A 25,686-nucleotide genomic window follows, 5' to 3' on the forward strand; every position below is an offset into this window, starting at 1 on the left:
TGACTGAAAATACTTATTTTAAAAATTTATGAACAATATAGAAAACGAAATAAAATTGGCAAAAATAGTTGGTTTTGACCTAAATAAGGTCTCTGAAATCGAGTCTCAACTAAATAATGGCCATTCACAAGATCAAGATAACCTCTACCTTCAAGGCCTAAAAGAAGAGGCGATCAATACATCTCTATTGGATTTTTATGAGATTTTAAAAGAAGTACAATCCAGAAGTAATGGAGAGGAAGTTACCATTTGTGATATTGGAGCATCCTATTGCAAAATGGCATTTGTGGCCCAGGCCTATTTTCCTAAAATAACGATAGTAAGTATCGAGCCAGTAAAAGAGAGAATTGACTACGCCATCAATATTCTGGATTCATCAAAACATATCTTTTTAAACGACTACTTTAGAAAGACTCATGTCGAAAAATATCGCCCAGACTATATCTTTCTCTACTTTCCTGTATGTGATGCACTTGAGGAAATCTTAGAAATTATTGACTCACCTATTATCGCCATAGAGGCACACGGACAACTAATTAACCGATTAGGCCACGCATATAAGCATAAAGAAGTATTTACGAAACTTATTATGCCAAGACATAATCCAATGAGTTACTTTTTTAGCAAGCGAAGAGACAGTGAAGCTATCGTATCTTTAAACCACCTCAGCTCAAGCGCTGACGACCTTATGATAATAAATGATAGAAAGCCTTGGTTTGCAGACAAAGAAGGCCTAAGAGCTTATTTTGATGAGGAAGAGAAGATTACCATTGAACTTCAAAACCCTCCTCGCACAATCCACTTTAGTGACAACTTAGAAACAATAAAAAGTAGCGAGCTTGATACTAACGTTCAACAAATCATTTCCATGCGACGTGAAGGTAAGCAAATTGATGGATGCTATATTCGTAAGATTTTTGTGGATGGGAGTTATGAGCTTTCAAGTGGGGTGATAAGGAAGTAAGACTTTCCCATTGCTCCAGAGACGAACCGGCGTGCATAAACGCACGCCTCTCGACAAGCTCCCTAGCTGAAGAGCATGGGAGCCTATACCGCGTCAAATCTTAGCTTCGCTAAGATGCCGCGGTTATATATTTAGAGGTTTTTTATCAAAGGCATCAAGAGCAGCTTCTTTGAATGCTTCAGAATAAGTCGGGTGTGCATGACAAATGCGCCCGATATCTTCAGCAGCAGCTCTAAACTCCATAGCAGTTGCAGCTTCAGCAATTAAGTCTGCAGCACGAGGACCTACGATATGAACTCCTAGGATCTCATCTGTTTCTTTATCAGCTAGAACCTTTACGAAACCATCAGACTCATTTGAGGCACGAGCACGTCCACTTGCTTTAAATGGAAACTTCCCAGATTTATAAGGAGTCTTATTCGACTTAAGCTCTTGCTCTGTTACACCAACTGAAGCAACCTCTGGCCAAGTGTAGACGACACCAGGAATAAGGTTGTAATTGATATGTGGCTTTTGACCAGCAATGATCTCAGCACAAACAACACCTTCTTCTTCCGCTTTATGCGCAAGCATTGGCCCTGTTGTAACGTCACCAATTGCATAAATATGAGAAACGTTAGTTCTTAGATGATCATCAGTAATAACACGTCCACGCTCATCAAGATTTACACCAGCATTCTCAAGACCTAGCTTGTCAGTATATGGACGACGTCCAACGGCCATTAGGCAGTAGTCACCTTCAAGTTTAATCTCTTCTTCATTCTTTTTGTTTTTGGCCTTAACGTGAACTTTTGCGCCTTTTCTAACAACTTCAGTTACACCGTGACCTGTATAGAATTCCATTCCTTGCTTCTTAAGAACTTTTCTCATCTCTTTTGAGCAGTCTTTATCCATTGTTGCAAGAATTGAATCAGCATATTCAACAACAGAAACTTTTGATCCAAGTCTTAGGAAAACTGAACCAAGCTCAAGTCCAATAACTCCCCCACCAATTACGATGAAGTGCTTTGGAAGAGTTTCAAGCTTAAGAGCTTCTGTACTTGTAATGATTCTTTCTTTATCGATCTCGATTCCAGGAATTGTTGCAGGCTTTGAACCTGTTGCAATAATAAAGTTTTTTGCCTTAATAGTTTCCTCTTTTTCACCTTCAACTTTAAGAGTGTGAGCATCTACAAATGATCCAAACCCATGGAAAGTTTCAACTTTATTTTTCCCCATAAGGTATGTGATACCACCTGAAGTATCTGCGACAACACCAGCGACACGTTCTGCCATCTTTTTTAGATCGGCCTTAACTTTACCAGTTGTGATTCCGTGTGCCTCAAACTCATGAACTGCTTCATGATACTTCTCACTTGAATCAAGCCATGCTTTTGATGGGATACAACCAACATTTAGGCATGTTCCACCAAGAGTATCGTATTTTTCAACGATCGCTACTTTCATTCCTAGTTGTGCACAACGAACAGCACTGATATATCCACCAGGACCTGAACCAATTATAACAACATCAAATTCTTTACTCATATTTATTCCTTTCTACGGGTGCCATGCACCTTTTGTTTCGCATTTGCGAAACAAAAGGTGCATGGCACCCAACATTTTAAATATCCAGAAGCATTCTAGCAGGATCTTCTAACATCTCTTTTACCATCTTAAGGAATGTTACTGATTCCTTACCATCAATAATTCTGTGGTCATAAGATAGTGCAAGATACATTACAGGGTGAATAACAACCTGTCCGTTAACAGCTACTGGTCTTTCAACAATATTGTGCATTCCTAGAATCGCAGATTGAGGAACGTTAATAATTGGCGTTGAAAGCATTGAACCGAAAACACCACCATTAGTGATAGTAAATGTTCCACCAGTCATTTCGTCTACTGTAAGCTTTCCATCGCGACCTTTAAGAGCAAGTCTCCTTACTTCTTTTTCAATTTGAGCAAGACTTAAGCTTTCAGCATTTCTAATAACTGGAACAACTAGACCTTTTGGAGTTGATACCGCGATACCAACATCTGCATAGTCGTGATAGATGATATTTTCACCATCAATCTGTGCGTTAACACCTTTGATTTCCATAAGAGCTTTTGTACATGCTTTTGTGAAAAAAGACATGAACCCAAGTCCGATATCGTGCTTATCTTTGAAAGCATCTTTATACTTCTTACGAAGCTCCATCACGTTATACATATCAACTTCGTTGAAAGTTGTTAGCATTGCCGTTGTATTCTTAGCTTCCACAAGACGCTTAGCGATTGTCTTACGGATACGCTTCATTTTCACTTCTTCTTTTCCTCTACTTGCTCCACCCATTGGTGTTTGTGTTTCAATTTCAGGAGCTGGAGCAGCTTTTGCAGCTGGAGCCGAAGCTGGTTTAGAAGCTTTTGCATTTACTGCATCATTCTTTGTTATGCGGCCATCTTTCCCTGTTCCATTTACACTTGAAGCATCAATTCCTTTTTCTGCAAGAATCTTTGAAGCGGCTGGAGATGGATAATTCTTATCTCCACCTTCAGGTGCATTTGCGGCTGGAGTTGTAGGAGCTTCAGTTGAAGTTGGAGCATCATCGCTTGAACCTTGTTCTGGAGCAGAAGCTGAAGTATCAAGCTCAGCAACTACGGCACCAATTTCAAGCTCTGCACCTTCTTCAGCGATAATCTTGATTACACCACTTTCTTCAGCAGGAAGAGGAAGTGTCGCCTTGTCTGATTCTACTTCAACAAGTTCGTCACCTTCGTTTACAAAGTCTCCATCAGCAACAAGCCACTCTCCAAGAGCTACTTCTGTGATTGATTCTCCAATTGGTGGAATAGTAATTTTTACGATTGCCATTTTTTATCCTTATTTATTTTTTAGCTAAAAGCTTTTTCTACTATAGTCTCTTGTTCTTTAACGTGTACCGAAGCATATCCTGTTGCTGGAGAAGCCGAAGCTTTTCTTGATACACAATCAATATCTCTAAAAGTATCACGCCAACGATTTAAATGCATCCAAGCTCCCATATTCGATGGTTCTTCTTGGACCCAACGGTGAGTTGCATCAGGATACTTATCAAGGATTTCCTTAATTTTAGTTGTTGGTAGCGGGTATAATTGCTCCAGACGAACAATGGCCACATCTTTACGGTCATTTTCTTGCTGATGCTTAAGTAGATCGTAATAAACTTTACCTGAGCAAAGAAGAACCTTCTTAACATCTTTAGCTTTCACCCAAGAATCATCAACGACTTCTTCAAACTTGCCACTTGTGAAGTCTTCTACTTTAGACTGACAAAGCGGGTGTCTTAAAAGAGATTTTGGAGTGAAAACAACCAGTGGTTTTCTAAATTCCCACTTAAGCTGACGTCTTAGAGCATGGAACATATTTGCTGGAGTTGTAATATTACAAATAACCATATTTTCTTCAGCACATTGTTGTAAGAATCTCTCTGGTCGACAAGAAGAGTGCTCAGGTCCTGCTCCTTCATAACCGTGTGGTAGAAGCATAACTAAGTTACTCATTCTTCTCCACTTACTTTCTGCAGCTGAGATGAATTGGTCGATAACAATTTGAGCACCATTAGTGAAATCACCAAATTGTGCTTCCCAGATATTTAGAGCATGTGGCGTTGCTTGAGAATAACCATATTCAAAAGCAAGTACAGCATATTCAGATAGAAGTGAATTATAGATATAGAAGTCACCTTGACCAGTTGTTAGGTGTTCTAGGCCACAGTATGCTTCATTTGTTTTCTCATCAAAAACTTTTGCGTGACGGTGTGAGAATGTCCCACGAATAACGTCTTCACCAGAAAAGCGTACATCATTTCCTTCTGTCAGAATTGAACCGTAAGCAAATAGCTCTGCTAGTGCCCAATCAATTTCATCATTCTCATAACTTGCCTTTCTTTGATCAAGAAGCTTTTGAGCTTTTCTTAAAGTCTTAAAGCCTTCAGGAGTTGAAGTTATTGATGAAATAATATTATCTAGAACGCTCTTTTCAACAGCAGTCTCAGGTGAGCTTAAAAAGTCTTCTAATTTAGAAAAACGAAGATCTCCCCACTCTCTATGTGGACCTGGTACTTTCTTTGGAATTTCGTTTTGTTTAACATTATTAAAACGATCAGAAAGAAGGTCTTTAAATTCTTTTTGCATCTCTTTTGCAACTGCACGATCAACTGATCCACTAGCTGCTAATTCTTCAATATACATTTCACGAGGATTCTTATGCTTTGAAATCATCCCGTAAAGTTCAGGTTGAGTATATTTCGGCTCATCACCTTCGTTATGACCGTGCTTACGGTAACAAACCATATCAACGAAAACATCACGCTTAAACTTCTGTCTGAATTTAACAGCAAGCTGACAAGCGTAAACAACGTCTTCAGGGCAGTCACCATTAACGTGAATAACTGGAATATTCAACATCTTTGCTACAGATGTTGAGTAATGAGATGAACGTGCATCTGTAAAGTCAGTCGTGAAACCAATTTGATTATTAATTACAAAGTGGATCGACCCACCTGTTCGGTAACCAGGAAGCTCCGACATTTGTAATGTTTCGTAAACAATCCCTTGACCAGCTACGGCCGCATCACCGTGAATGACAATTGGGATAATCTTACTTTCATCACCTTCATAAGCAATATCAATTTGTGCACGAGCATAACCAGTTGCCACAGGAGATACTGTTTCAAGGTGAGATGGATTTGGTAGAAGTTTTAAATAAACTTCTTTATCGTCTTCTGTTTTTGTTACAGAAGTAAATCCCATGTGGTATTTAACGTCACCATCACCTTCACCTTCAGCTTGTTCAACAGAGTTTCCTTCAAATTCAGAGAAGATATACTCATATGTTTTACCAAGAGTGTTGGCAAGAACGTTTAGACGTCCGCGGTGGGCCATTCCAATAATATATTCTTTAGCTCCTAGTCTTGCACCTTCATTAATAACGGCATCAAGTCCAGGAATTGTCGACTCTCCACCTTCTAGTGAGAATCTCTTTTGACCTGTGTATTTTGTTTGAAGAAAGTTTTCAAAAACATTAGCTTCGTTCAGTTTGTGAAGAATTCGTTTCTTCTTATCAACTGTAAATTCTTTCTTTAAATATGTGCTTTCAAATTCTTCTCTAAACCAACGTCTCATTTCAGTGTCATCTGAGTGCATATACTCAACACCGATCTTTCCGCAGTAAAGCTTCATCATGTGGTCCATAATATTTTGAAGAGTCGTTGCTCCTAGGCCAACAAACTCACCACAAGTAAATACTTCTTTTAAATCAGAGTCAGATAAATCGTAGTCTTTTAAAGAAATATGGGCACGACGATCAATTCTTGGACGAATCGGGTTTGTATCCGATAGTAAGTGTCCACGTGAACGAAATGATTGAATTAGTCTAAATACGTTGAATTCTTTGCGAAGCTTTTCATCGCTGACATCTCCGCCGCTAGCAGATCCCTTACCTGCACCAAACTCAAAACCTAGGAAAAAGTTACGCCAGCTCTCCTCAACTTCTTGAGGGTTTGCTTCGTATTGTTCATAGAGAGAGTCGATGTAAGAAATGTCTGAACTAGAGAGGGTTGAAAAGTCGAATTTTTCCATTTGATAAAATCCATTTTACTGCTTTGCAGTTACTACAAATTAATAATTTAGGCGTCTTAATATACATTATATCTTAACAGTTCGTGAAGTTTTCTTTTTGCACAGGCAAGCTTTGACTAGATAAAAATTAAAGTGATAAAGTCGGCTTCACCACACAAAAAATAACAGGAGAATTTATGGACTCAAGAAAATATATGAGTGATGCAATCAGAACGGAATCAAGAGACTTTGATGCGATGAATACACGTCTTTTAGACGATGGAGTTAAAAGACTTCTTCACGCTGGAATTGGTATTTCAACAGAAGCAGGTGAATTCCTTGATGCTCTAAAGAAGCATATATTCTACGGTAAGGAACTTGACCGTGTTAATCTTGCGGAAGAGCTAGGTGATCTTTTCTGGTATATGGCAATTGTTGGTGATGAGCTAGGAATTAAGTTTGAAGACGTAATGGAGCGCAATATCACAAAACTTAAGGCGCGTTATGGTGAAAAGTTCAGTGAAGAAAAGGCCGACAAGCGCGATCTTGAAAGCGAAAGAAAAATTCTTGAGGGTCAGGCTTTTAACTAATGAAACTTAACAGAATCTTTATATTTAATTTGGCGATCTTTTTAATCGCCTTAACTACTTTCTCATCTTGTCAGAGCGATAAACTACAATTCTATCGCCTTTCTGGCCCAACGATGGGGACAATATACAACATAAAATTTATTGCACCACAGGGATACAATGAATTAAAGCTAAAAAAAGATGTTGAAATTCGTCTCGATGAAGTCAACAAGGCCATGAGTACATATATAAGCGACTCAGAGATCTCATTATTTAACAAAATGAGTAAAGATGAGAAATTCTTCCCAGGCAAAGACTTTAAGAGAACTCTTGAGCATGCACTTGATGTAGCGAAAAAGACAGATGGTACTTTTGATCCAACAATAGGAACTCTTGTAAACCTTTGGGGTTTTGGTCCAAATGGGAAGAGAAAGATTCCATCACAGTCTGATGTACTAGCTGCAAAAGAGAAAGTTGGTTATGAGAAAATCAAACTAGATGGCAATACTCTTACGAAGTCTGTTGATGGAGTCTACTTAGACTTATCTGCTTCAGCCAAAGGTTACGGGGTTGATGCATTAATTGAGCTATTGAAGTCTCAAGGAATACGAAATGCCCTAGTAGAAGTGGGAGGCGAAGTACGAACAATGGGAGAATCCCTTACAAGACCGTGGAAAATTGGAGTCGAGTCCCCTTCTAATAAAGACGGCAATCCCGTCGTTCGTGTCGTAACAATGAAAGACGTTGCTCTAGCGACTTCTGGTGATTACCGAAACTTTTTTAAAGAAGGTGGCAAACGCTATCAACATACGATCAACTTCAAATCCGGAGCACCTGTTGCATCACAACTTGCATCAGTGAGCGTTGTTTCAGATACATGTATGGATGCAGATGCATGGGCCACGGCCTTAATGGCAATGGGTAAAGAGAAGGCCATTGCCTATGCTAAAAAAAATAAATTGAAAGCGTTCTTCATCTATCGTTCTGACGATGGTTCAGGAAAGTATTTAGAGACATCGACAGAGGAATTTGATAAGATAACCAAGTAAAACACTCTGATACGGAGACATTATGGATTCAAATATTAAGCTATTTTTCGTTACTTTTGCTGTCCTTGCTATCTCGATTACGGGAATGGCAGTAGGTGTCATCCTTTCAAATCGTAAGCTTCAAGGCTCTTGTGGTGGACTTGGAAAAATCATTGGTGAAGATTGCATGTTTTGTGAAAAAAAAGAAGAATGCAAAGAACACCCTGAAGAAGCGCAAGATTGCCTAAAGGCATAATCAAAATTCCTCAAATAGATTTCAAATAACAAAAAGGCTCCAAATTGGGGCCTTTTTACTATCCTATAGGGCCAAAAGGAACCCTTTAAGCACTTTTGCACCAGCGTAAGTAGTTGAATGTACGTGTTCAAACTTGGCACAGTTCATGCTTTTATATTGGCAACAAAGCTATTAAACAGGAAGTTTAAAGCTGACGGCTTCAGGAAGAGCGAACCATTAGGGAAAAGAGGCCAATATGAAAAGTACAATGAGGAGAGCACTTTACATCACTTTAGGATTAGTTATGTTATCAATAACAATCCAAGAAAGAGTTCACGCAAGAACAATGAAGAGAATCACGCCTGAGCAAGTACAAAAACTTGATCGTGGAATGGCAGTTGAGACTTACAGAGGAGAATTTCTCGATATCAGCTCAATCTCAAATATCCGCAAGACTTTTGGAAACTTAGCAGATCTTAAAGATGGTCGCGAGATCAGACTTAAGAATGGTGATACTTTAACAGCACAAGATATCAAATTTCTATATGTTGAAAGATTTGGTGGAGATGCACCAAAGAGAGGAAAGAAGTTAGAAATCGCAAGAACACCACATGACGAGGAGTAATCAATTATTTTCAATACAATTTGCTACGTCTTCCTTAGTAGCAATGACCAGTAAGACATCCGGGTCGCTCGAAAGAGCGGCCTTTCTTTTTTTATCTGCAATTATTTTACGTCCTGTAGGCATCATTAAATAAAGAATTCTAAATCCTTTATTAATAAATAGTCTTTCATATTCCATAAAATCTAATACAGTCACTTCCATATTCTCAAGTAACATCTTCTTATGTGAAACCATGGCCTCCATACAAAAGAGCCCGCCTACACTTAACTTTTGAAATACGTTTTCTAAGTAATGAGAAATATCATCCTTAGATGAAAGATAATGAATATGATGAGAGTCTAAAATGAGATCAAACTCACCTTCTAATTCATTAAGTGAAAGACTTGATAAACATTTAAAGGAGCCTTGTGGAAAGTTTTGAGATGCCTTCTTAATCGCCTCTTGCGATCGGTCGATGCCCAAAGTTTCAAAGAATTCAAAAGAAGACAGTTGTAAACCTTGACCACAGCCTACTTCTAAAGTTCGATGAATATCAATTGAACTTAAATCAAGGGCCTTTGCCACAAGCTCTTGCAAGCTAGGTGCTAATTGAAAATGGTCACTATCTAAATGGGCCTTATTAAACTTATCCACACCTTAGTATAGCGGCCCCATCTCTACAAAGTCACTTGAGCGATAAAAATCATTTGGTGATAGTCCAGGTTGACCATGTGGAGGCTCATTTCCACCAAAGTAGCGGCGCCAACCATCTTCATTTACATCATAGCGCATCGGTTTTGGCGCAAAGTTCTCAATTGCATAAACACTCTTTAAAAGCTTATAGATAAATTCAGAGCAATAAAGCTTATCATCATCCCAAGTGTATTCATGGTCAAATGGCATATTTAAGAAATCATTTTGATAACTTTCTAAAAGAGCTCTTCTCTTTGTGAAGTTTATAAACTTAGGTCTTACAACTTGAACTGGCTTATTTGTATAGCGAAGAAATTTTGCAAGCGGTAGATGATGAACAATCCCAAGAGATTGGGCCACATATACTTTCGTTCCATATTTTAAAATAATACCAGAATGAGAAAATGGCCCATTGGTTTGTTTCTCAATTAACTCACAGCTGAAGCAGTCCATATCTAAAAGTAGAATATCTCCTGTTTTTAGCTCATCCATTGGTAGTGCCAATGTTTTAAGGCTAGCAAAAATCGACATTATCAGTATTAATCCAGCTGTCTTCATATCAAAACCTCTATCTTTTCAGATACTTAAAGTAGGTACTCCTCATTTCCCTACTATCATAAGACCAAGCTTTGCTGTTATACTACTTAAGTAACTAGATTTATACCCTAAAAAAAAGGGACAAGTAAAAATGAAAGGCATAATTCTAACGTTCATATTTTTAAGTTTCGCACTTGGGCACTTTGATATCTTTGCTTCCTCAAAGTCGTGCCCTACTGGACAAACATTCAATCGAACATTAAATCGCTGTATGTACACAGAAGGCTCAATCAAGAACCGAGATGAGTTCACGAAATGTGAAAAGATCGAAGGCAAGGCCCAAAGACAAGAGTGTATGAAGAATGCAGCAGATGAGCGCCAGGCCAAGGCCGTTGAAGAATTAGCAGAGGACGGCTCTGCTAGAGTAACAGGCGGTGAAGCAGAAGACACTGGAGATGGAAACTTCCTCACTGGCTTTTCTGAAGCTTGGGGTATTGTTACGGCCGTAACATCTGCGACTGTCGCAATCGCAAACTCTGATTGGTTTAGTGAAGATAACAAACCAACAGATGCTGACTCAACAAAGAAGCCAGTAGAAGAACCAAAACAACCAGAGCAAGTTGCAGAAGGTGAACAGCAAAATCCACCCGATAAAAGTGAAACTCAAGAACAAACTGAAGAAAATAATGATACATGTAAGTCATGTCTCGTTCTAAGTGGTGTCTCACTTTATAGCTTCTATCAAACGAAAATGAATCAAGAAGATGTAAAGAAGAAAACAGATGAGATGAAAGCTGAATATGAAGAGATCTCTAGTAATGCTGAAACCATGAAGAATGCACAAATGGCCGCATACGATATGTTAGAAAAAGAGCAGCAATATGTTGCTGAAGTTTCGGCCAAGCAAGCAAAGCAATTTAAGACACTGGCCTTAGGGTATACAGCAGCAGCGGGTGTAGCTGTCATGGAGATGTGGAGCACAGGCTTTGCAGCGTGTGGCTCATTTAAGGATTCCTTTACTAAACTAGATTCCCTAGCGGGATGGAAAGGTGTTTTTAATAACCCATGTGGAGTTCTTGTAAGCTCTGCAGTGACTGTTCCATCAGCCCTCCTCGTCTCTTCACAGGCAAAGAAGAATAAACAAGATGCAGAATCAAATGTTGAACAAGTAAAGATCTTAAAAGAGAAGTACACGAAGTCCATTGCTTCATTCTGTCCAGATGGAAGAGATGATTTAAGTAACCCTCCTTGTTACTGTTATACTTCTGATGGAAATAGAAATCCTAATCGAGAAAAGTCTAATACATGTCAAGCATACTGGAATCGTTACTTTGGTAAGTTTGTGGCAACAAGTGATTCAAGTCGAGCTGCAAAAAGTAGCAATCCAGAAGGCTGTATTTTTAAAGACGGGAAATTTGACCGCGAATGTCAGTGTCGTAAGTTAAAAAATAATAAGGGTGAAAACGCTTGTATGACAGTTTCTGTATCACCTGGTTCCCTAAGTGGAGCACTTGGAGGACTTGATGCTTCAGAAGGTGTAAGAGTCGCAAATGAAGCCCTTCAAGGAAACGGTGGAACATACAATGCTAGCACTTCAGATAAAACAGCTGCTATGGCAGGAAAGACGATACAGGCATTAAAGAAGAAAATCGAAGGACCTTTTGCAAAATCAACAGGTGTTAGTCTTGATAAAGTCGCAGATAAAATAGCTAGAGACCTTGCAAAAAGTGGAAATAATAATGTTGCTATCTTTAATGGTGCCGGAGCAGGTGAACAATTTGCTCGTCTTAGGCCAACAGATTCATCATTTCAAAATGCGCTAACTAGTGTAGAGAAAAACTCTCCAGCAAAGAAGTCTCTTGTTGTGAGAAAACAAAATACGCGTCGATCAAATAAGAAAAGCACTGGTAGTAAGTGGAAGTTTAGTAATGACTCAAGCTCTGAAGTTTTAAGTTATGGACAAGGAGCTGGTGATGGCGATTCAAAGAAGCGCTATGATTACGGTGATAACGATATTATTAAAGATAAGTCCGTCTCAATTTTTAAAGTTATCTCACATCGCTATGTTCAGTCAGGACTAAAGAAATTATTTGAAGAATAGATAGATTAGGAAAACTATGAGTAATGTTAACAAGGAAGTTCTATTTGGTATGACCAAAGATCATCTTATCTTTGATGAATCAATTAAGCGCTACTTTCACAAAGACTCATATAATGACTTTCAAGAATTTAAGAAATACGCCCATGAAAATGGAATTGATTTTTATGTAACAAGCTCATTTCGCTCTTTTGAAGATCAATTAAGGATCTGGAACGAAAAGTGTGAAGGTAAAAGACCGATCTATAATCGTGAAGGTGTTGAGCTAGACGTTGAGAAATTATCTTCCCATGAAATTGTAAAAAGCATTATTAACTGGTCTGCCCTACCAGGAACTTCACGTCATCATTGGGGAACAGAGCTAGATGTCGTTGATGGAAATAGCTGGCCACAAGGTTATCATATCCAACTCATACCTTCTGAATTTGAAAAAGATGGACCTTTTTATGAATTTGGCCAATGGCTAAATAAGCAAATTGAAGAGCAAAAAAGCTATTCTTACTATAGGCCATATCTTGAGGATCTTGGAGGAGTTGCTCCTGAAGCATGGCATATTAGTTACGCTAAGATTTCCGCAAAATATCACAAGCAATATACATACGAAATTTTCTGTGAATTATTAGAGCATGAAAAGATGCGTGAGCTTACTTTCTTAGATGAAGTGAAAGCAAACTCACAGCATATATATGATCATTTCTTTAAAAAACTTTTGGCCTAATCAAGGCAATTTAATTCTTCAACGTAGAAGCTATTATAACCTTCAACATCATTTGAAGTAACCTGAGTTAATTCATATTCTCCGTTAGAACATTCTTCAAGGTAATTTCCTTGTTTAAAGTCTACAACAAGAGTTTCATCCTGAGTCTTGATAACTTTAATAGGAATCGCTGTTCCAAGCATTCCAACCTTAACTTCTTTAAGCTCACCTTGAACAGAAAAAGCTTGTGCACTAAGTGAAATAAATAGAACTGATAATACTGCTAAAATCTTCATACTGGCTCCCTAAATAGTTTTAAACTATTTATCACAATTGAGCTTCTAGCATGAGTTTTGAGTAAAACTTACAAACTTTTCTTTTTTAAGCCAATTGCATCTAACCATTCACTATTAGCAGCGATAAGCTTTCTTGCCTTAAGATCAAAAAGCCCTACATCCATAGTAATCGTATTATAGACTTTGCCATCATGATCACGCATTTCTTGCTGAATCGTTAAGACCTTTGGATTCTTTATTTCTATAATCTTCGTATGAATCTTTATTGGCTGTCTTAATGTTAGCTCGGCCTTGTATTTGATATTGATCTCAATAATAACAGGGCCTCGTTTTTCTTTCATGATACGGCCAACACCCCAATTATTCTTAGTGATCATCTCCCATCGTGCCTGCTCATAAATTTCTAAATATGTGGCATTATTCATATGCCCTAAAAAATCTAAATGAGTCTCTTGCACAATAAAATCAAAGACAGATTCTTCCACATCGTAATTTTCAATATTTACATCAAATTGTTCACTCATATTTAGCACCTCTAACTTACTGAAATCTTAAAATTGGCCATTTAACTTGGCAAGTGGCCAAAGGCTATTTTACCTCTTGCTCAACTATAAATGAACAGGTTTTTAAGTACTTAAGTAATGCAACACCCCTCAAGAGGCCAAAACATGCTTAAATACTCAACTTTTAACAATAATTAACCGATTAGAACTTATAATTTAAGTAAGGATAACTTAACTTTCGAGATAACTATGAACATGAAAAAACTATTCGACACTGCAAAAGTATCATTCTATCTACTGCCAATACTTTGGTTATTGAATAATACCGTATATGCAAATCTAGGCAGTATAGACTGTTATAATAATAGTGGTCAAAAAGTTGAAATAGATCCTCCCATACAATTCAATCAAGCTAGTTGCAAGCAACGCGGTGGAAATCTCGCACGAACAACACTCGCTGGTACTGGTGAAACAGTATTAGTTCGCTTAACTCCTGATGAAATTGAGCAACAAGGTCTATCATCCAAAGCACCTATTGAAGGCGTAGTAGATGGACCACAAGGTGACGATGATAATGTGACGGTCACAAGAACAGAAACGACAACTTGTACAGGATCATTGGCTTCATGTAATACAGCGTTTGATATAGCAGGAACAGCCGAAGCTGCAGGACAAAGTGCAGCAAGAGCAGCAAGACCAACAATGGAAGAAGCTCCAGATGCGAGCGATGATAATAAGACCGTTTGGAATACATGCTACTCGACAGCTAATGGGGAGACATTAACCCCTGATAAGTTTAAAGAATGCGCAAATAGCGCTTGGGATGATTTAGTTATTTCAAATATCTCAAGCGATGATGTCGCTTATCGTGGTTCAAGTGCTGCAAGAGAGTGTCAGGCAGTCTTTGCAAAGGCTGCAAATGGAACTGATTGGAAAGATATTTCAAAGGATATCTACTCTAATGGAAGTGCAGATCTAGACTATAATAAGGCCGTAGCAATTTTTACAGTACGTCTTCATGGCGACTCTAAAAGAGGTCAGGAAATTCCTTCTGTGACAGTTTCAAAAGCAGCAAAGAAAGTTGCAGCTTGTTCTCAACTAGCAGCAGTCTTTGGTGAAAATTTTAAAGAAGGACGAGAACAAGAAGATCCATATATTAATCCTGAAAAATTAACATCAATGGATGGCAAGATCACTTGTAACCTAACAGGACTAGAAACACTTGATTATGACGAGTGTTCAGCTCTTATCGTAGCTCATAATAGTGCGGAAATTGGAACAGCTGCAAATAATACATTCCAACAATATGAGGCCCAATCACTTCGTAGTGAGCAGCAGCAAAAGCTTATGAATATGGACCCTAATTCAAATGTGACAACGGAAGCGCTTAAAACACAAAAAGATAATCTTGCCACTCAACAAGATATGGCAGAAAACAGACGTGCCATTCAAGCAGCAAGACTAGCGGCCATCGCTGGTTTCTCAGCGGCCATCCCAACAGTTGATGACTTCTTAGATAATCCAGCATTTTGTGAAAATCCAGTAGATGGTGCAATTTCAAAATTTGATACACATGTAAGTCAATTAACGACAGGTATTGGCGAGGGAAAAGTACTTTGTCGAAATCTACTGGATGGATCGAGATTTAATTACTTTAGAAATGGAAATGCAAAGAGAGCTGGGAATAAGATCGCAGCAGAAGCGGGTGTTGAAGTAGCGGCAGAGACCATGGCCGTTTCTCAACTTGGAAAACAAAAGAGAATGATTGATGGAGCGATTGGAAAAATCGAAGGGATGAACACTCTTGAACTACCAGAAGACTTTTATCAAAATGAAGATGTTTATATGCAATTTTGTACAGCAAACCCTACTCACCCAGATTGCCAGACAGGCTTTGGTGCAGCAGTAAATGTCCCAAGTTTTGGCGACTATAACGTTGGAGGCTTTGGAACAAATCAAGCTTACCAGCCTACAGATACAACAGAATCAACTGGTTCAGCAGCTTCAACAACTTCAGATCCAACTGCCGCTAATGTTGATACATCAACAGCGGTAACAAAGTCATCTCCAAGCGGAGGACTTAAAGGAAGATTTGGTTCTGGTGCAACTGTTACAGAAGGTGGAGGCCTAGCACAAGGTGCCGGCGGTGGTGGAAGTAACCCTGGTGGCGGCGGAGGCGGCGGAGGCTCCTCAGCAGGCGGTGGCGGTGAGCCACAGGCCGGAGCGACAGCAGCTTCAGGTGGAACCAAAGGTCTAAGCTATATCGGTGGACGTGGACCAAGTTTTGTTGGTGGACGTGGAATCGCAAGTAGAAGAAAGAACACAAAGAATGATGCAAATCCATTTAAGAATATGTTCGATAAAAATAAGAACCGTAACCTAAGTTCACTTAACTTTAAAGGTAAGGCGGCCATTGGTTCAAAGTCAGGAAATCTCTTCCAAAGAATTTCATCTGCCTATGATAAGGCCAATAATAAAGGAAACCTTTTAAAGTACGAAACAAAATCAATTGAATAGAAGCTAAAGTACGAACAAATACATCAAAAGTTTAAACACTGGGGCCAGATAATTTGGCCCCATTCTAATTCTACCCTAATAAAATCAAATACTTAAAAAGAAGAAAATTGGCACGTAACGTGTATGTGTATAAAGTAACTAAATGAGCGAGCACGATGCGTCGCAACGTAGACATAATGATGCCGAAAGTGCATATTTCAAGGACTGAGATATGAAAAAATCAAGGGAAGATATGACAAGTGTTCAAGAGATCCTATTAAGTGAACTAACACAAGCAAGAAGTTACGTAGAAAGAATCCTTCACGCAGTATGTGAATTGAGTGACACTCACCTAACGCCTAAAGCTAGAGTAGTTATTCAAGAATTTAGCGCTGAATATGAGAAATTAGTATGTGAACTAATTATTCCAAGCCACTTTGGTGAACTAAATCTCATTCACCAAGATAACTTCCGCCAAGGAAGAGAAAATCTTAGAATAATGAATAACTTTATTGAAAGCTTTGTAGCTCTTGGGCCAAAGAATGATGAAGAAGTTGTTGGTGCAATAACAAGATTAATTAATCTCGTTTATAAGTACACAAGAGAATTACACCTCGTTCTTATTGAAAAGTCATCCCTTGATGTGGCCACTCCTCGTATGGGTCTACTTAAGGCAATTGATATCAAAGAAAAGAAAGAAGTCATCAAACCACATGCAGTTATCAAGAAAGGTCCTTTTACTTTGATTGAAGGTGGACGTGTTGATGAGATTGACGAAGATGAGTTTGAAGATGAGGCCAGCCTTAATCCTCCACTCTACTTTCTTGAAACATTAGAAATTTTAAATCTTGCACATGCTAAGACTGCGCCAATACTTGGAATGAATGCAAAAAGAGAAGAGAAATATGAGCAAAATATTTCACAAGCTCACGTTCTAGTATCTAAGAAAGATTTGGCCGGCGCCCTAGAGTTATTTGAAAAGGCACGTGGCCATAAAGAGACGGCAGAAGTCTTAACACTGATGGCCTGGGTAAACTCTCAAATGGGAAATAATGAAGAAGCAAAGTCTCTTTGCTTAAAGGCCATTGAGATCGATCCTGAATATGGTGCTCCATACAACGATCTAGGAACCCTACTTTTAAATGAAGGTCATATCAATGAATCAATCAAATGGTATGAACTTGCTAAGAAGGCCCCTAAATATACAAATCGCGAATACCCGTACATCAATGCTGGTCGCGCATATATGCAACTTAATAACTTCGACAAAGCAATGGAAGAGTTTGAAGTTGCTCTTAAATTAGTTCCTGAAAATCAAGAACTTCGCCACACTGTTAGTAAAATTCGTGCTTCAGTACTAAAAGAAGAAGATAATACAACAAAGCGTGGCTTCCAAAAGTTCAAAGTTGATTTCTCCGATAACCAAGGCGATAATGATAACCAACCAACACAATAATTAAAGGTATGGATATCATTTATGGCAAAAGTTTCAGCACGTGAGCTAGCAAAGTTTTTAAATAATCATTTAAATATTTATGATTACCAAGACTATGGACCAAATGGCCTTCAAATTGAAGGTAGTTCTGAGATTTCAAAAATTGCATTTGCTGTATCAGCACAACGTGACTCAATTGAAAAAGCAGTTGAAATGGGAGCAAATGCAATGATTGTTCACCATGGACTATTCTGGAAATTTCATGGAGTAAGAACCGTTACAGGAAGCTTTGCAAAAAGAGTTAAACCTCTTATTAAAAATGATATTAACCTATTTGGTTACCACTTACCTCTTGATGCTCATCTTGAGGATGGTAATGCTGCTGGAATAGCAAAGAGGCTTGGTCTAAAGGACTTAGCACCATACGGGGATCACAAAGGAATGCCTACAGGGCTTCAAGGAAGGTTTGAAAGACCTCTCTCTCCAAGCGAGCTAAAAGACCTCCTAAAAAATATATTAAATCACGATATCATTCATAGTGAACCAAATGATGAAAAGATTTCATCGATGGGAATCATCACAGGTGGAGCTAACTCAGATTGGCGCTACTGTGTTCGCGAAGGGTTAGATGCCTATCTTACGGGAGAAATGAGTGAGCACGACTGGCATGAATCCAGAGAAGAAGGAATCCACTTCTTTGCAGGAGGCCATAATGCGACAGAAAGATTTGGTGTCCTTGCGCTTAAAGACTTGATTGAAGAAAAGTACGGGATTGAGTGCGTCTTCATCGACTCACCCAACCCAGCCTAGCTTATTTCTTAGACTTTCTTTTAAGAGAGAGAGTAATTGTAAATTCAGCAACTGGCTCATCATCAACATCTGGACAAGTTGCTGTGATCTTAAGCGGAAGATTATGTCTTTCGTCACTTGCTAGAACCATATCAACGAATTCGTCGATTTCCTTACCTTGCTTACAAGTAAAGACAGTATCCCCTTCAGCACGTTTTAGAAATTCCGCATGGAAATCTTTAAAAGCAAGAGAGACTCTCTTTCCTTTATCCATCGTTTTCTTCATTGCTGCAAATCCGCCTGCTAAATCAGCTCCACAAGCAAGAGCACCAAAGTACATACTATTTAGATGGTTCTTTGATCTTCTCGATAATGGAATCTTGATGGCAGTAACTTCTTCGCTTAATTCTATTACAGTCGGCCTTAACCAAAAGATCATTGGAACTTTTGTAAGACCAAAAAGACGCACAAAAGCAGTATTCCTTAAGCCTTCGGGAAGCTTATCTAGAACTTTCTTCATTACTTATTTCCCTTTAATTCAAGCGTTCTTTGATAAGCACGCTCCATTGCAATATTAAATATTTTTTCTAAATTTGATTCTTTTAAAGATTCCAAGGCTTCAAATGTAACACCTTTTTTTGATGTAACGTTTTCACGAAGTTCTTGTGCATCGTCATTTTGTACTAGCATTCTCCCAGCACCTTCTATTGTACCGGCAATCATTTGGTGTGCAAGCTTCTTATCAATTCCTCTTCTTTCAAGATCAGAAATTAGAATACGAGCTATTTCAAAAAAATATGCAGGACCAGAACCAGAAAAAGGAGTGATTATATCGATATCATCTTCTTTCTCAAAGACAGTATTGATTCCTTTTGTATTAAAGGCATCCCAGAAGTACTTCCATTTATCCTGATGAACTCTTTTAGACTTATAAAGGGCATTTACACCAAGACCAACTTGAGCAGGAGTATTAGGCATTATTCTAATAACCTCCTCACTTCCAAGAGCAGAAGCTAGTGATGCACTATCAACACCCGCAAGTAGAGAAACAATTGTAAGGTATGGATGAGATAAGAATTCAACCTCTTTTGCAACTTCTATTAATTGTTGTGGCTTAAATCCACACCAAATGAAGTCGATATGTTGATTTCTTAAGTCCTCTAAACTTTCAATCCAGTTTACATCAAAGTCCTCGGCGAACTTCTTGGCCTTTGTCCCAGAAGGAGTAAACACAAAGAACTCACTCTCATCACTTTCTTTAGCAACTGAAATAAAGTTAGGTAAAAGCGCACGGACCATATTCCCTGCGCCTAAAATAAGATGTCGATAGGCCATTACTGATCTAACTCCATCGGTGCACCATGCCTCATGATATTTACAGCGTAACTTCTTTCACATGAGAAAAGGTGGAAGAGATCAAAGTAAGAACAATTGATAAAGTCTTCAAGAGGAGTGATAAAAGTCGTCATTACAGATTGCCCATTATACTCACCTTGAATTTTATTGAACTCTCTAATATTCTCCTCATCTCCATCACAAATCACAACATCAAAATTCTCTTTTAGAAGCTCATGCATTTTATCTTTGTTTACAAAGTAACAATCAATATTCTTCTTAGAGAAACGATTCTTCTTTAAAATATCAATAAGGAAGTTCCACCATTGATAAGATGCTTTGTTAGAGCAAAGAACTGTCACACCTGTTCCTGCCGCTAAAGACATTAGAACAGCAAAGAATGTCTGCATATTAATATCTTTATTTAAACTTAAATAGAGTGCGCGGTCTTTATTAGCATCAAATACAGAGTAGTTAATCTGACCAGGAATATAGCGGTTATTTCGGCCATGATTTAATAGCTCAAGGTATTCTACTTCAAACCATTTTTTTAATTCAATAATATTATGTCTTTGACCACCAAATGTTCCAGGAAAGAGAGGACCAAAATTCCCAAGAATTTCATCAATAGCACCTAGAATCTTTTCACGTCTAATAAAGTGATCTGATCGAGAAGAGCGAGAGATGACAGGAGAATCGTTTCCACCCTCTTCATAGAAAGACTCAGAAATATCTTCATCACTTGGCCTTACAAATAGGCTTCGTAAGTAGTCTTCACCACCGGCCTTTGGACCTGTACCAGACATTTTAAATCCACCAAATGGCTCAATCGCAACACGAGCACCAGTGATACCACGGTTGATATAATTACTCCCCACAAGCATCTCTTTTGAAAGATAATCAATATCATCTTGAGATTGAGAGAAAATCCCACCTGTTAGTCCGTATTCAACGCTATTGAATAACTCTAATGCATCGTCATGATCATCATAAGGAAGAATGTGTACGACTGGTGCAAATAACTCTCGACATGCAAAGCTTTCAGGATCATAGGCGCGAGACTTTGGAAGTTCAATAACAGTTGGTCCAACGCAATAACCTGGAAGATCTTCCTCACTACGATTTACGTGAACTTTACCACCATACTTATGAGCTTCTTCACATGCTTGTTTCACTTGAGCGATTAAACGGTCTTTTTCTTCTTGGCTTACAAGTGGATTAATATAACTTGCAAAGTCTGTTGCTGGCCCGACATTAATATCAAGTGCAGCCTGTTTTAACCTTGCAATGAGTTTATCTTTAACTTCACGGTCAACAAGAACTCGTGATGCCGCCGAACATTTTTGTCCAGCGTGAGCAAATGCTGAGTAGAGAATTCCATCAACTGTTTCATCAAGTTCAGCGTTATTCGTTACAATTACAGCATTCTTTCCACCCATCTCAGTGATGACTTTAACTGGATAAGTCTTTTGCGTTTCGCGATTATGATATAAACGTTGGCTACAAACTTTTGCGATATGAACCCCTACTGGTTTTGAACCAGTAAAGATAACACCTGCAATACGCTCATCTTCAACAAGCTTTTGTCCAACAGTCTCACCAACACCAGGAAGATGAATAAGAGCATCTTTTGGAACACCTACTTCATGGAATAGATTAACTAGCTCACATGTAATCAGTGGAGTTTGTTCTGCAGGCTTTAAGATAACACTTGAGCCTGTTAGAAGTGCTGATGCAGTCATTCCACATGGGATGGCCATTGGAAAATTCCAAGGTGCGATAATAGCAAATGGGCCTCGAGCATCGATGTCTCGACTTGGGCCAACTTCTTGTAAACGGCGAATATAATAATTTAAAAAATCAATTGCTTCATCGACATCTGCAAGTGCCTCACTAATGGCCTTACCTGACTCATGCATAATAAGTGCAGAATAGTAATTTCTGCGCATATACATAATCTCAGCAGCATGGGCCATAATACTGGCACGTTTCTGCCAAGAGTAACTCGACCACTCTCCATCATAGAATGATTTATCAACTGTATCTAACGCTTTTTGCGCATCATCAAGTGTAGCAAAAGTAATTTTACCTACGACAGATTTTCCATCTGAAGGAGAAAGTACATTTTCAACTTCACCACTTAGTTTGAAATCACTTTCATAATCTTTACCTAATTCAAACTTTTCAAAGTCTCTTCTAAAGTACTTCAATTCTTTTTCGAGATAAGTTTTCAGTGGTGGACAATTAGAAAAATCACCAAAGATATTTGTGATTGTTGAGTCAAGATTTAGAAGCCCTTCCTCATGATGTTTAGCATAAATATCATTTGGTGCCATAAGTTTTGCATTCTTCTTATGACTTCTCATAATTGTCAGAACACCAACTTGAGATGAGTTCTCCATAATACGACGAACGAGATATGCCATACCAACAATTAATGAACCGATAGGTACATAATTTCTGACTGCCCATCCCATTTTGGCCATGGCCGTAGACAAGGCCTCATATGTCATATGTAGACACTGGTGTTCGATTTCATCGATATCACTATATTTAGTCTCTCTAAGAGCACTTGCAAAAGCGTGATCAGAGAAGTTGTGAGAGGCAAGACATAATTTAATATGTGGAAAGGCCTTAAATGTCTCATCGATCATTTGTCTAAAGTTAATATCTGTTTCTTCTTTATTTAAAAATTCAGGAGCGTTGTGAGCATGAGCTTCGGCCTCAACTGTTTCAGCATCCCAATAAGCACCTTTTACAAGACGTATTGGCATATTATGTCCACGCTGTTTTGCTAGATCAATAATGTCTTGTAGATGCTCGTAGCAGTCACGAAGGTAGGCTTGAACAACAATACCAGTATCTGCATAATCTTTTAACTCAGGAGTATCAAGAAGCGCCTTTTTATAAACCTCAAAAACTATATCGCGGTAGTGATAGTGTTCGGCATCGATATTGATAAAAACCTGTTGCTCCATCCCTGCTTTTAAGATCTTGATAAGTCTTGGAGCAACTAAACTATATGTATAATTAAAAGCTTCTGGCCTAAAGTCAGAACAAAGAGCTGAAACTTTAATCGATACGTGGGCACGAAGAATTCCGGCCTTATTTCTACGACCTGGAGAGATATGCATACTAAAACCATTAACTAGTTTTAGAACTTCATTCATATAATTATCAGCTTCTTCTTCTGATACAACTAACTCACCTAACTGATCCAGGGTTACATCACGACCAGACTTAAAGATCGTCGAGAAATTCTTTTGGGCTGTTTCAATTGTCTCACCTGCAATAAATCTTCTTGCCATAAATCGAACTTTAAAACGAACAATGGCAGCAAGTGGTTTTGCTGGAAAGACTTTTACAATTAATAAAGTAAAGTAGAAAAGAAGAACTAATTGAGAAGGAAGAGGTTGTCTATCCCCTTTTAGGCCAAGTTCTTCAGCTTTCTTAGAATCGACAATAAGACGTCTTAACGCTTCTTTTAAAGTCCTCTTAACTTCTGTTCCTTCATCATCGTGATCAAGAGAAGGAAGAATTGCCAAGAACTTAAGTAAGTGAATTCTTAGAAGAGCATAATTGGCCGTAAGACCTAAAGCAAAGTCAGAGATTTTTTCAAAAAAGACAGGAGAATATCCATTGATATATACTAAAAGCTTTTTAGTAATCGTCTCAGTCATTTTTGAAACTTCTTCAGTATCAATTTGGGCGTGTGTATCTAAGTTATAACGTTTTGTAATGATACGACTAACACCAGGGAAGTCCCCAATTCTAACCTTCATAACCTTCGTTACATGATTCTTAAATGCTTTATAGGCTTTATTCTTTTCTCCGTTGAAATTATCAAGAAGAAAAATTTCATTTGCCATCTTAACATTACAAAGTCTTAGAACCTTATCTTTATTATCAACACCTAAAAGAAATTGTGTTCCTTCTAGAGCAATTTGAAATTTGAATGAACTATCAAAAGAAGTCCAAAAGACTAATTCTTTTTTTACTTCTTCTTTTAGATTATTCTCTTCATCGAGAATAAGTGATGAGAAATGTTCATAAAAATCGAGTCTAAAATTCTCATCTAAATTGATCTGTTTAATAACAGGTAGCTTCACATTAACTCCCTTAAAAATTATAAAAATTTGGCAACTTGATCCTTTCTCTTAGAATCAAGATAGCCGATTTATTTTGTCATTTAACTTCCAAAGGGTATAATAAAACAAAGTAGATATTAAAAAAACATATTTACGTAGTGTCACAGAGCACAAAAATAACTAAATATTACTTTTGATAATAGTCTAACTTTGCGAAGATAAGACTATGAAAGAAAAAATTGTTTTTATTGATGACGATGAGAATATTGCTGACCTATTTGCCATGACATTGAGCGCAGGTGGTCATGAGACGAAGGCCCTAAGCGGAGAGCACGACGTAGAGCAATATTTTCATAATATTAGCGATGACCTTAAAATCGTTATTGCAGACAAGAATATGCCCGTCATCAATGGCCCTGAAGTCGTAAGACGTTTTGAAAGTGGCCCAAAAGCGGGAAAACTTGAGTATATAATTATCTCAGGTGACGAAGAGTTAGATAGCGACGATATCTCTCAAAAAGTTCACTTTATGAGAAAACCGTTTAAGAAAGAACAACTTTTATCTTTAATTGAGGAAATTCTTTAATGCGCCAAAGCTTTTGCTTCATTCTATCACTTCTGTCATTGCAAGCGCTTGCACTGACTTATACACTAGCGGACTTACGTGTCCTCTATAGTGAGAAGTCATATAATGAATATATGAAGCATCACCTCGATGTACGTCCATCCAAAAGAGATTTTGAGTGGAAGAAGATGACACGAGAGATGGCCACGGCCCAAGCTGATGAATTTATAAAGAAAGAACAAGTCACTCGTGAAAATTTCAATCTTTTAACTAAGTATATAGAAAATAAAAATTTAAAAGCCTACGCATTTTACACATTGGCCTATTCTAAATTTGCAAGACTCTATTTTAAGAAGTGCAATAACTGTATTAAGGATCTCGATCGATACATTTCACACTCGGCCAGATATCCAGATATTGATTTCGATATTTATAAAAACCTTAATAACTCGATTAAATCAAATTATGACAACCTAGTTAAAGCTCCTTTAAAAAGTAATGATTCAATTTACTACTGTAAAGAAGAGCAAGGCCAGAAAGCTTTAGTCAAAATCCTTGTTGATGAAATTGGAAGAGAAGATACCAAGGATACAATTGTAAAAAAGTCCAAAGATATCTTTAATCCTGATTGCCTCAATGGTTTCTCAAAAGAAGATATCCATGCTCTTTTAGACAAAGCAGATTATACAAGTGAAATCATATACCTAACGTTTCGTGCATTTGAAAAGATTGATGATATTACTTCAGACACATATCTCATGACGTATCTTTTAACTTCACCTAAACCGGGGCCAATCATGAATATGGCCTGGAACCAGATAGAGATGCTTTCAGCCAACTATAAAAAGAGAATGAAAATATTTGATAATCTTAAAAAGCAATATCCTCTTAGTGGTGAGATTTTTGAGCGCAAAAATGGAAAAGTCGCTGAAAAATCTAAAATCATCATCAAACGCTTTGCAGAAAACTTCCCAGAATACTTAAATTTCTATGGTGAAACGTGCCTCAATTTCTACAGTGGAAAAGTGAAATTTGCTCGCGGAAACCCTGCCCTACATTGTGACGATTTCATGGCCGAAGAAGTGGCCGGCAAGTGGATGAGCGACACTGTGCGACTTAAATACTCTGGCGCTAAGAAAATCAACTAGTTAGACCAGGTAAAAACCTCTTAATTCCTAGCATTTCCTTGCCT

General features: G+C 38.1%; 22 protein-coding genes. 12 read left to right on the plus strand and 10 right to left on the minus strand.

What is annotated here, in order from left to right; all coding sequences use genetic code 11:
* The first annotated feature begins 28 nt into the window (after positions 1–28).
* Positions 29–964 carry a hypothetical protein gene (locus DAY19_RS13495; RefSeq protein ID WP_133296976.1) on the plus strand — a complete coding sequence of 312 codons (936 nt, stop codon included), beginning with the start codon at positions 29–31 and terminating at the stop codon, positions 962–964.
* 123 nt (positions 965–1,087) lie between these two features.
* Here DAY19_RS13495 and lpdA read toward each other — a convergent pair whose 3' ends face one another.
* The 3 genes from lpdA to DAY19_RS13510 all read right to left on the minus strand — a co-directional run bounded on the left by lpdA (position 1,088) and on the right by DAY19_RS13510 (position 6,547).
* Positions 1,088–2,491, minus strand: a complete 1,404-nt coding sequence (gene lpdA / locus DAY19_RS13500; protein WP_115363333.1) for a dihydrolipoyl dehydrogenase — start codon at positions 2,489–2,491, stop codon at positions 1,088–1,090.
* Between the two features lie 76 nt (positions 2,492–2,567).
* Positions 2,568–3,800 carry a 2-oxoglutarate dehydrogenase complex dihydrolipoyllysine-residue succinyltransferase gene (odhB, locus tag DAY19_RS13505; protein ID WP_115363335.1) on the minus strand — a complete coding sequence of 411 codons (1,233 nt, stop codon included), beginning with the start codon at positions 3,798–3,800 and terminating at the stop codon, positions 2,568–2,570.
* 20 nt (positions 3,801–3,820) lie between these two features.
* Positions 3,821–6,547, minus strand: a complete 2,727-nt coding sequence (locus DAY19_RS13510) for a 2-oxoglutarate dehydrogenase E1 component (RefSeq protein WP_115363338.1) — start codon at positions 6,545–6,547, stop codon at positions 3,821–3,823.
* A gap of 176 nt (positions 6,548–6,723) precedes the next feature.
* Between DAY19_RS13510 and DAY19_RS13515 the strand changes: the two genes are divergently transcribed.
* The 4 genes from DAY19_RS13515 to DAY19_RS13530 all read left to right on the plus strand — a co-directional run bounded on the left by DAY19_RS13515 (position 6,724) and on the right by DAY19_RS13530 (position 8,983).
* Complete coding sequence (locus DAY19_RS13515) at positions 6,724–7,116, plus strand: nucleoside triphosphate pyrophosphohydrolase family protein (protein ID WP_115363339.1); 393 nt, start codon at positions 6,724–6,726, stop codon at positions 7,114–7,116.
* Entirely contained in the window at positions 7,116–8,144 is a 1,029-nt protein-coding gene (locus DAY19_RS13520; protein WP_115363341.1) for an FAD:protein FMN transferase, read from the plus strand. Before DAY19_RS13515 ends, DAY19_RS13520 begins: the two co-directional genes overlap by 1 nt.
* 22 nt (positions 8,145–8,166) lie before the next feature.
* Positions 8,167–8,379, plus strand: coding sequence for a (Na+)-NQR maturation NqrM (gene nqrM / locus DAY19_RS13525; RefSeq protein WP_115363343.1), 213 nt, complete (start codon positions 8,167–8,169; stop codon positions 8,377–8,379).
* Positions 8,380–8,614: 235 nt separating this feature from the next.
* Positions 8,615–8,983 (plus strand): hypothetical protein, encoded by a 369-nt coding sequence (locus DAY19_RS13530; protein ID WP_115363345.1) that lies wholly within the window; start codon positions 8,615–8,617, stop codon positions 8,981–8,983.
* Here DAY19_RS13530 and DAY19_RS13535 read toward each other — a convergent pair whose 3' ends face one another.
* Positions 8,984–9,616, minus strand: coding sequence for a class I SAM-dependent methyltransferase (locus DAY19_RS13535; RefSeq protein WP_115363347.1), 633 nt, complete (start codon positions 9,614–9,616; stop codon positions 8,984–8,986). It abuts the gene before it with no gap.
* 3 nt (positions 9,617–9,619) lie between these two features.
* Complete coding sequence (locus DAY19_RS13540) at positions 9,620–10,213, minus strand: YiiX/YebB-like N1pC/P60 family cysteine hydrolase (RefSeq protein WP_115363349.1); 594 nt, start codon at positions 10,211–10,213, stop codon at positions 9,620–9,622.
* A 130-nt stretch (positions 10,214–10,343) separates the two neighbouring features.
* Between DAY19_RS13540 and DAY19_RS13545 the strand changes: the two genes are divergently transcribed.
* Positions 10,344–12,293 (plus strand): hypothetical protein, encoded by a 1,950-nt coding sequence (locus DAY19_RS13545; protein ID WP_115363351.1) that lies wholly within the window; start codon positions 10,344–10,346, stop codon positions 12,291–12,293.
* A gap of 16 nt (positions 12,294–12,309) precedes the next feature.
* Positions 12,310–13,008 (plus strand): M15 family metallopeptidase, encoded by a 699-nt coding sequence (locus DAY19_RS13550; protein ID WP_115363353.1) that lies wholly within the window; start codon positions 12,310–12,312, stop codon positions 13,006–13,008.
* On the opposite strand, the gene DAY19_RS13555 is transcribed toward DAY19_RS13550, so the two are convergent.
* Both DAY19_RS13555 and DAY19_RS13560 read right to left on the minus strand, forming a co-directional pair.
* Positions 13,005–13,283 (minus strand): hypothetical protein, encoded by a 279-nt coding sequence (locus DAY19_RS13555; protein WP_115363355.1) that lies wholly within the window; start codon positions 13,281–13,283, stop codon positions 13,005–13,007. The genes DAY19_RS13550 and DAY19_RS13555 overlap by 4 nt on opposite strands.
* 68 nt (positions 13,284–13,351) lie before the next feature.
* Complete coding sequence (locus DAY19_RS13560) at positions 13,352–13,807, minus strand: acyl-CoA thioesterase (RefSeq protein ID WP_115363357.1); 456 nt, start codon at positions 13,805–13,807, stop codon at positions 13,352–13,354.
* Positions 13,808–14,041: 234 nt separating this feature from the next.
* Here DAY19_RS13560 and DAY19_RS15345 point away from each other — a divergent pair, with 234 nt between their 5' ends.
* From DAY19_RS15345 to DAY19_RS13575, 3 genes are all read left to right on the plus strand, one after another.
* A complete protein-coding gene (locus DAY19_RS15345) occupies positions 14,042–16,303 on the plus strand; it encodes a hypothetical protein (RefSeq protein WP_199506663.1) in 2,262 nt (753 codons plus the stop codon).
* A gap of 211 nt (positions 16,304–16,514) precedes the next feature.
* Positions 16,515–17,738 (plus strand): tetratricopeptide repeat protein, encoded by a 1,224-nt coding sequence (locus tag DAY19_RS13570; RefSeq protein WP_115363359.1) that lies wholly within the window; start codon positions 16,515–16,517, stop codon positions 17,736–17,738.
* 21 nt (positions 17,739–17,759) lie between these two features.
* Complete coding sequence (locus tag DAY19_RS13575; protein ID WP_115363361.1) at positions 17,760–18,527, plus strand: Nif3-like dinuclear metal center hexameric protein; 768 nt, start codon at positions 17,760–17,762, stop codon at positions 18,525–18,527.
* Between the two features lies 1 nt (position 18,528).
* Here DAY19_RS13575 and DAY19_RS13580 read toward each other — a convergent pair whose 3' ends face one another.
* From DAY19_RS13580 to DAY19_RS13590, 3 genes are read right to left on the minus strand one after another with little or no spacing between them, the layout of a single operon-like run.
* Positions 18,529–19,026, minus strand: a complete 498-nt coding sequence (locus DAY19_RS13580) for a PaaI family thioesterase (RefSeq protein ID WP_115363363.1) — start codon at positions 19,024–19,026, stop codon at positions 18,529–18,531.
* The gene (locus DAY19_RS13585) at positions 19,026–19,841 is read right to left on the minus strand and encodes a pyrroline-5-carboxylate reductase family protein (RefSeq protein WP_115363365.1); all 816 of its coding nucleotides are present in this window, start codon (positions 19,839–19,841) and stop codon (positions 19,026–19,028) included. The genes DAY19_RS13580 and DAY19_RS13585 overlap by 1 nt, the downstream gene beginning before the upstream one ends.
* Complete coding sequence (locus DAY19_RS13590) at positions 19,841–23,950, minus strand: proline dehydrogenase family protein (RefSeq protein WP_115363367.1); 4,110 nt, start codon at positions 23,948–23,950, stop codon at positions 19,841–19,843. The genes DAY19_RS13585 and DAY19_RS13590 overlap by 1 nt, the downstream gene beginning before the upstream one ends.
* Before the next feature lie 205 nt (positions 23,951–24,155).
* On the opposite strand from DAY19_RS13590, the gene DAY19_RS13595 reads away from it, so the two are divergent.
* Entirely contained in the window at positions 24,156–24,515 is a 360-nt protein-coding gene (locus tag DAY19_RS13595; protein ID WP_115363369.1) for a response regulator, read from the plus strand.
* On the plus strand, positions 24,515–25,642 hold the full coding sequence (locus DAY19_RS13600; protein WP_115363372.1) for a hypothetical protein: 1,128 nt from the start codon (positions 24,515–24,517) through the stop codon (positions 25,640–25,642). Before DAY19_RS13595 ends, DAY19_RS13600 begins: the two co-directional genes overlap by 1 nt.
* Positions 25,643–25,686: the final 44 nt, after the last annotated feature.

The sequence above is a fragment of the Halobacteriovorax vibrionivorans genome (assembly GCF_003346865.1).
In the GTDB taxonomy this organism is placed as follows: Bacteria; Bdellovibrionota; Bacteriovoracia; order Bacteriovoracales; family Bacteriovoracaceae; genus Halobacteriovorax_A; species Halobacteriovorax_A vibrionivorans.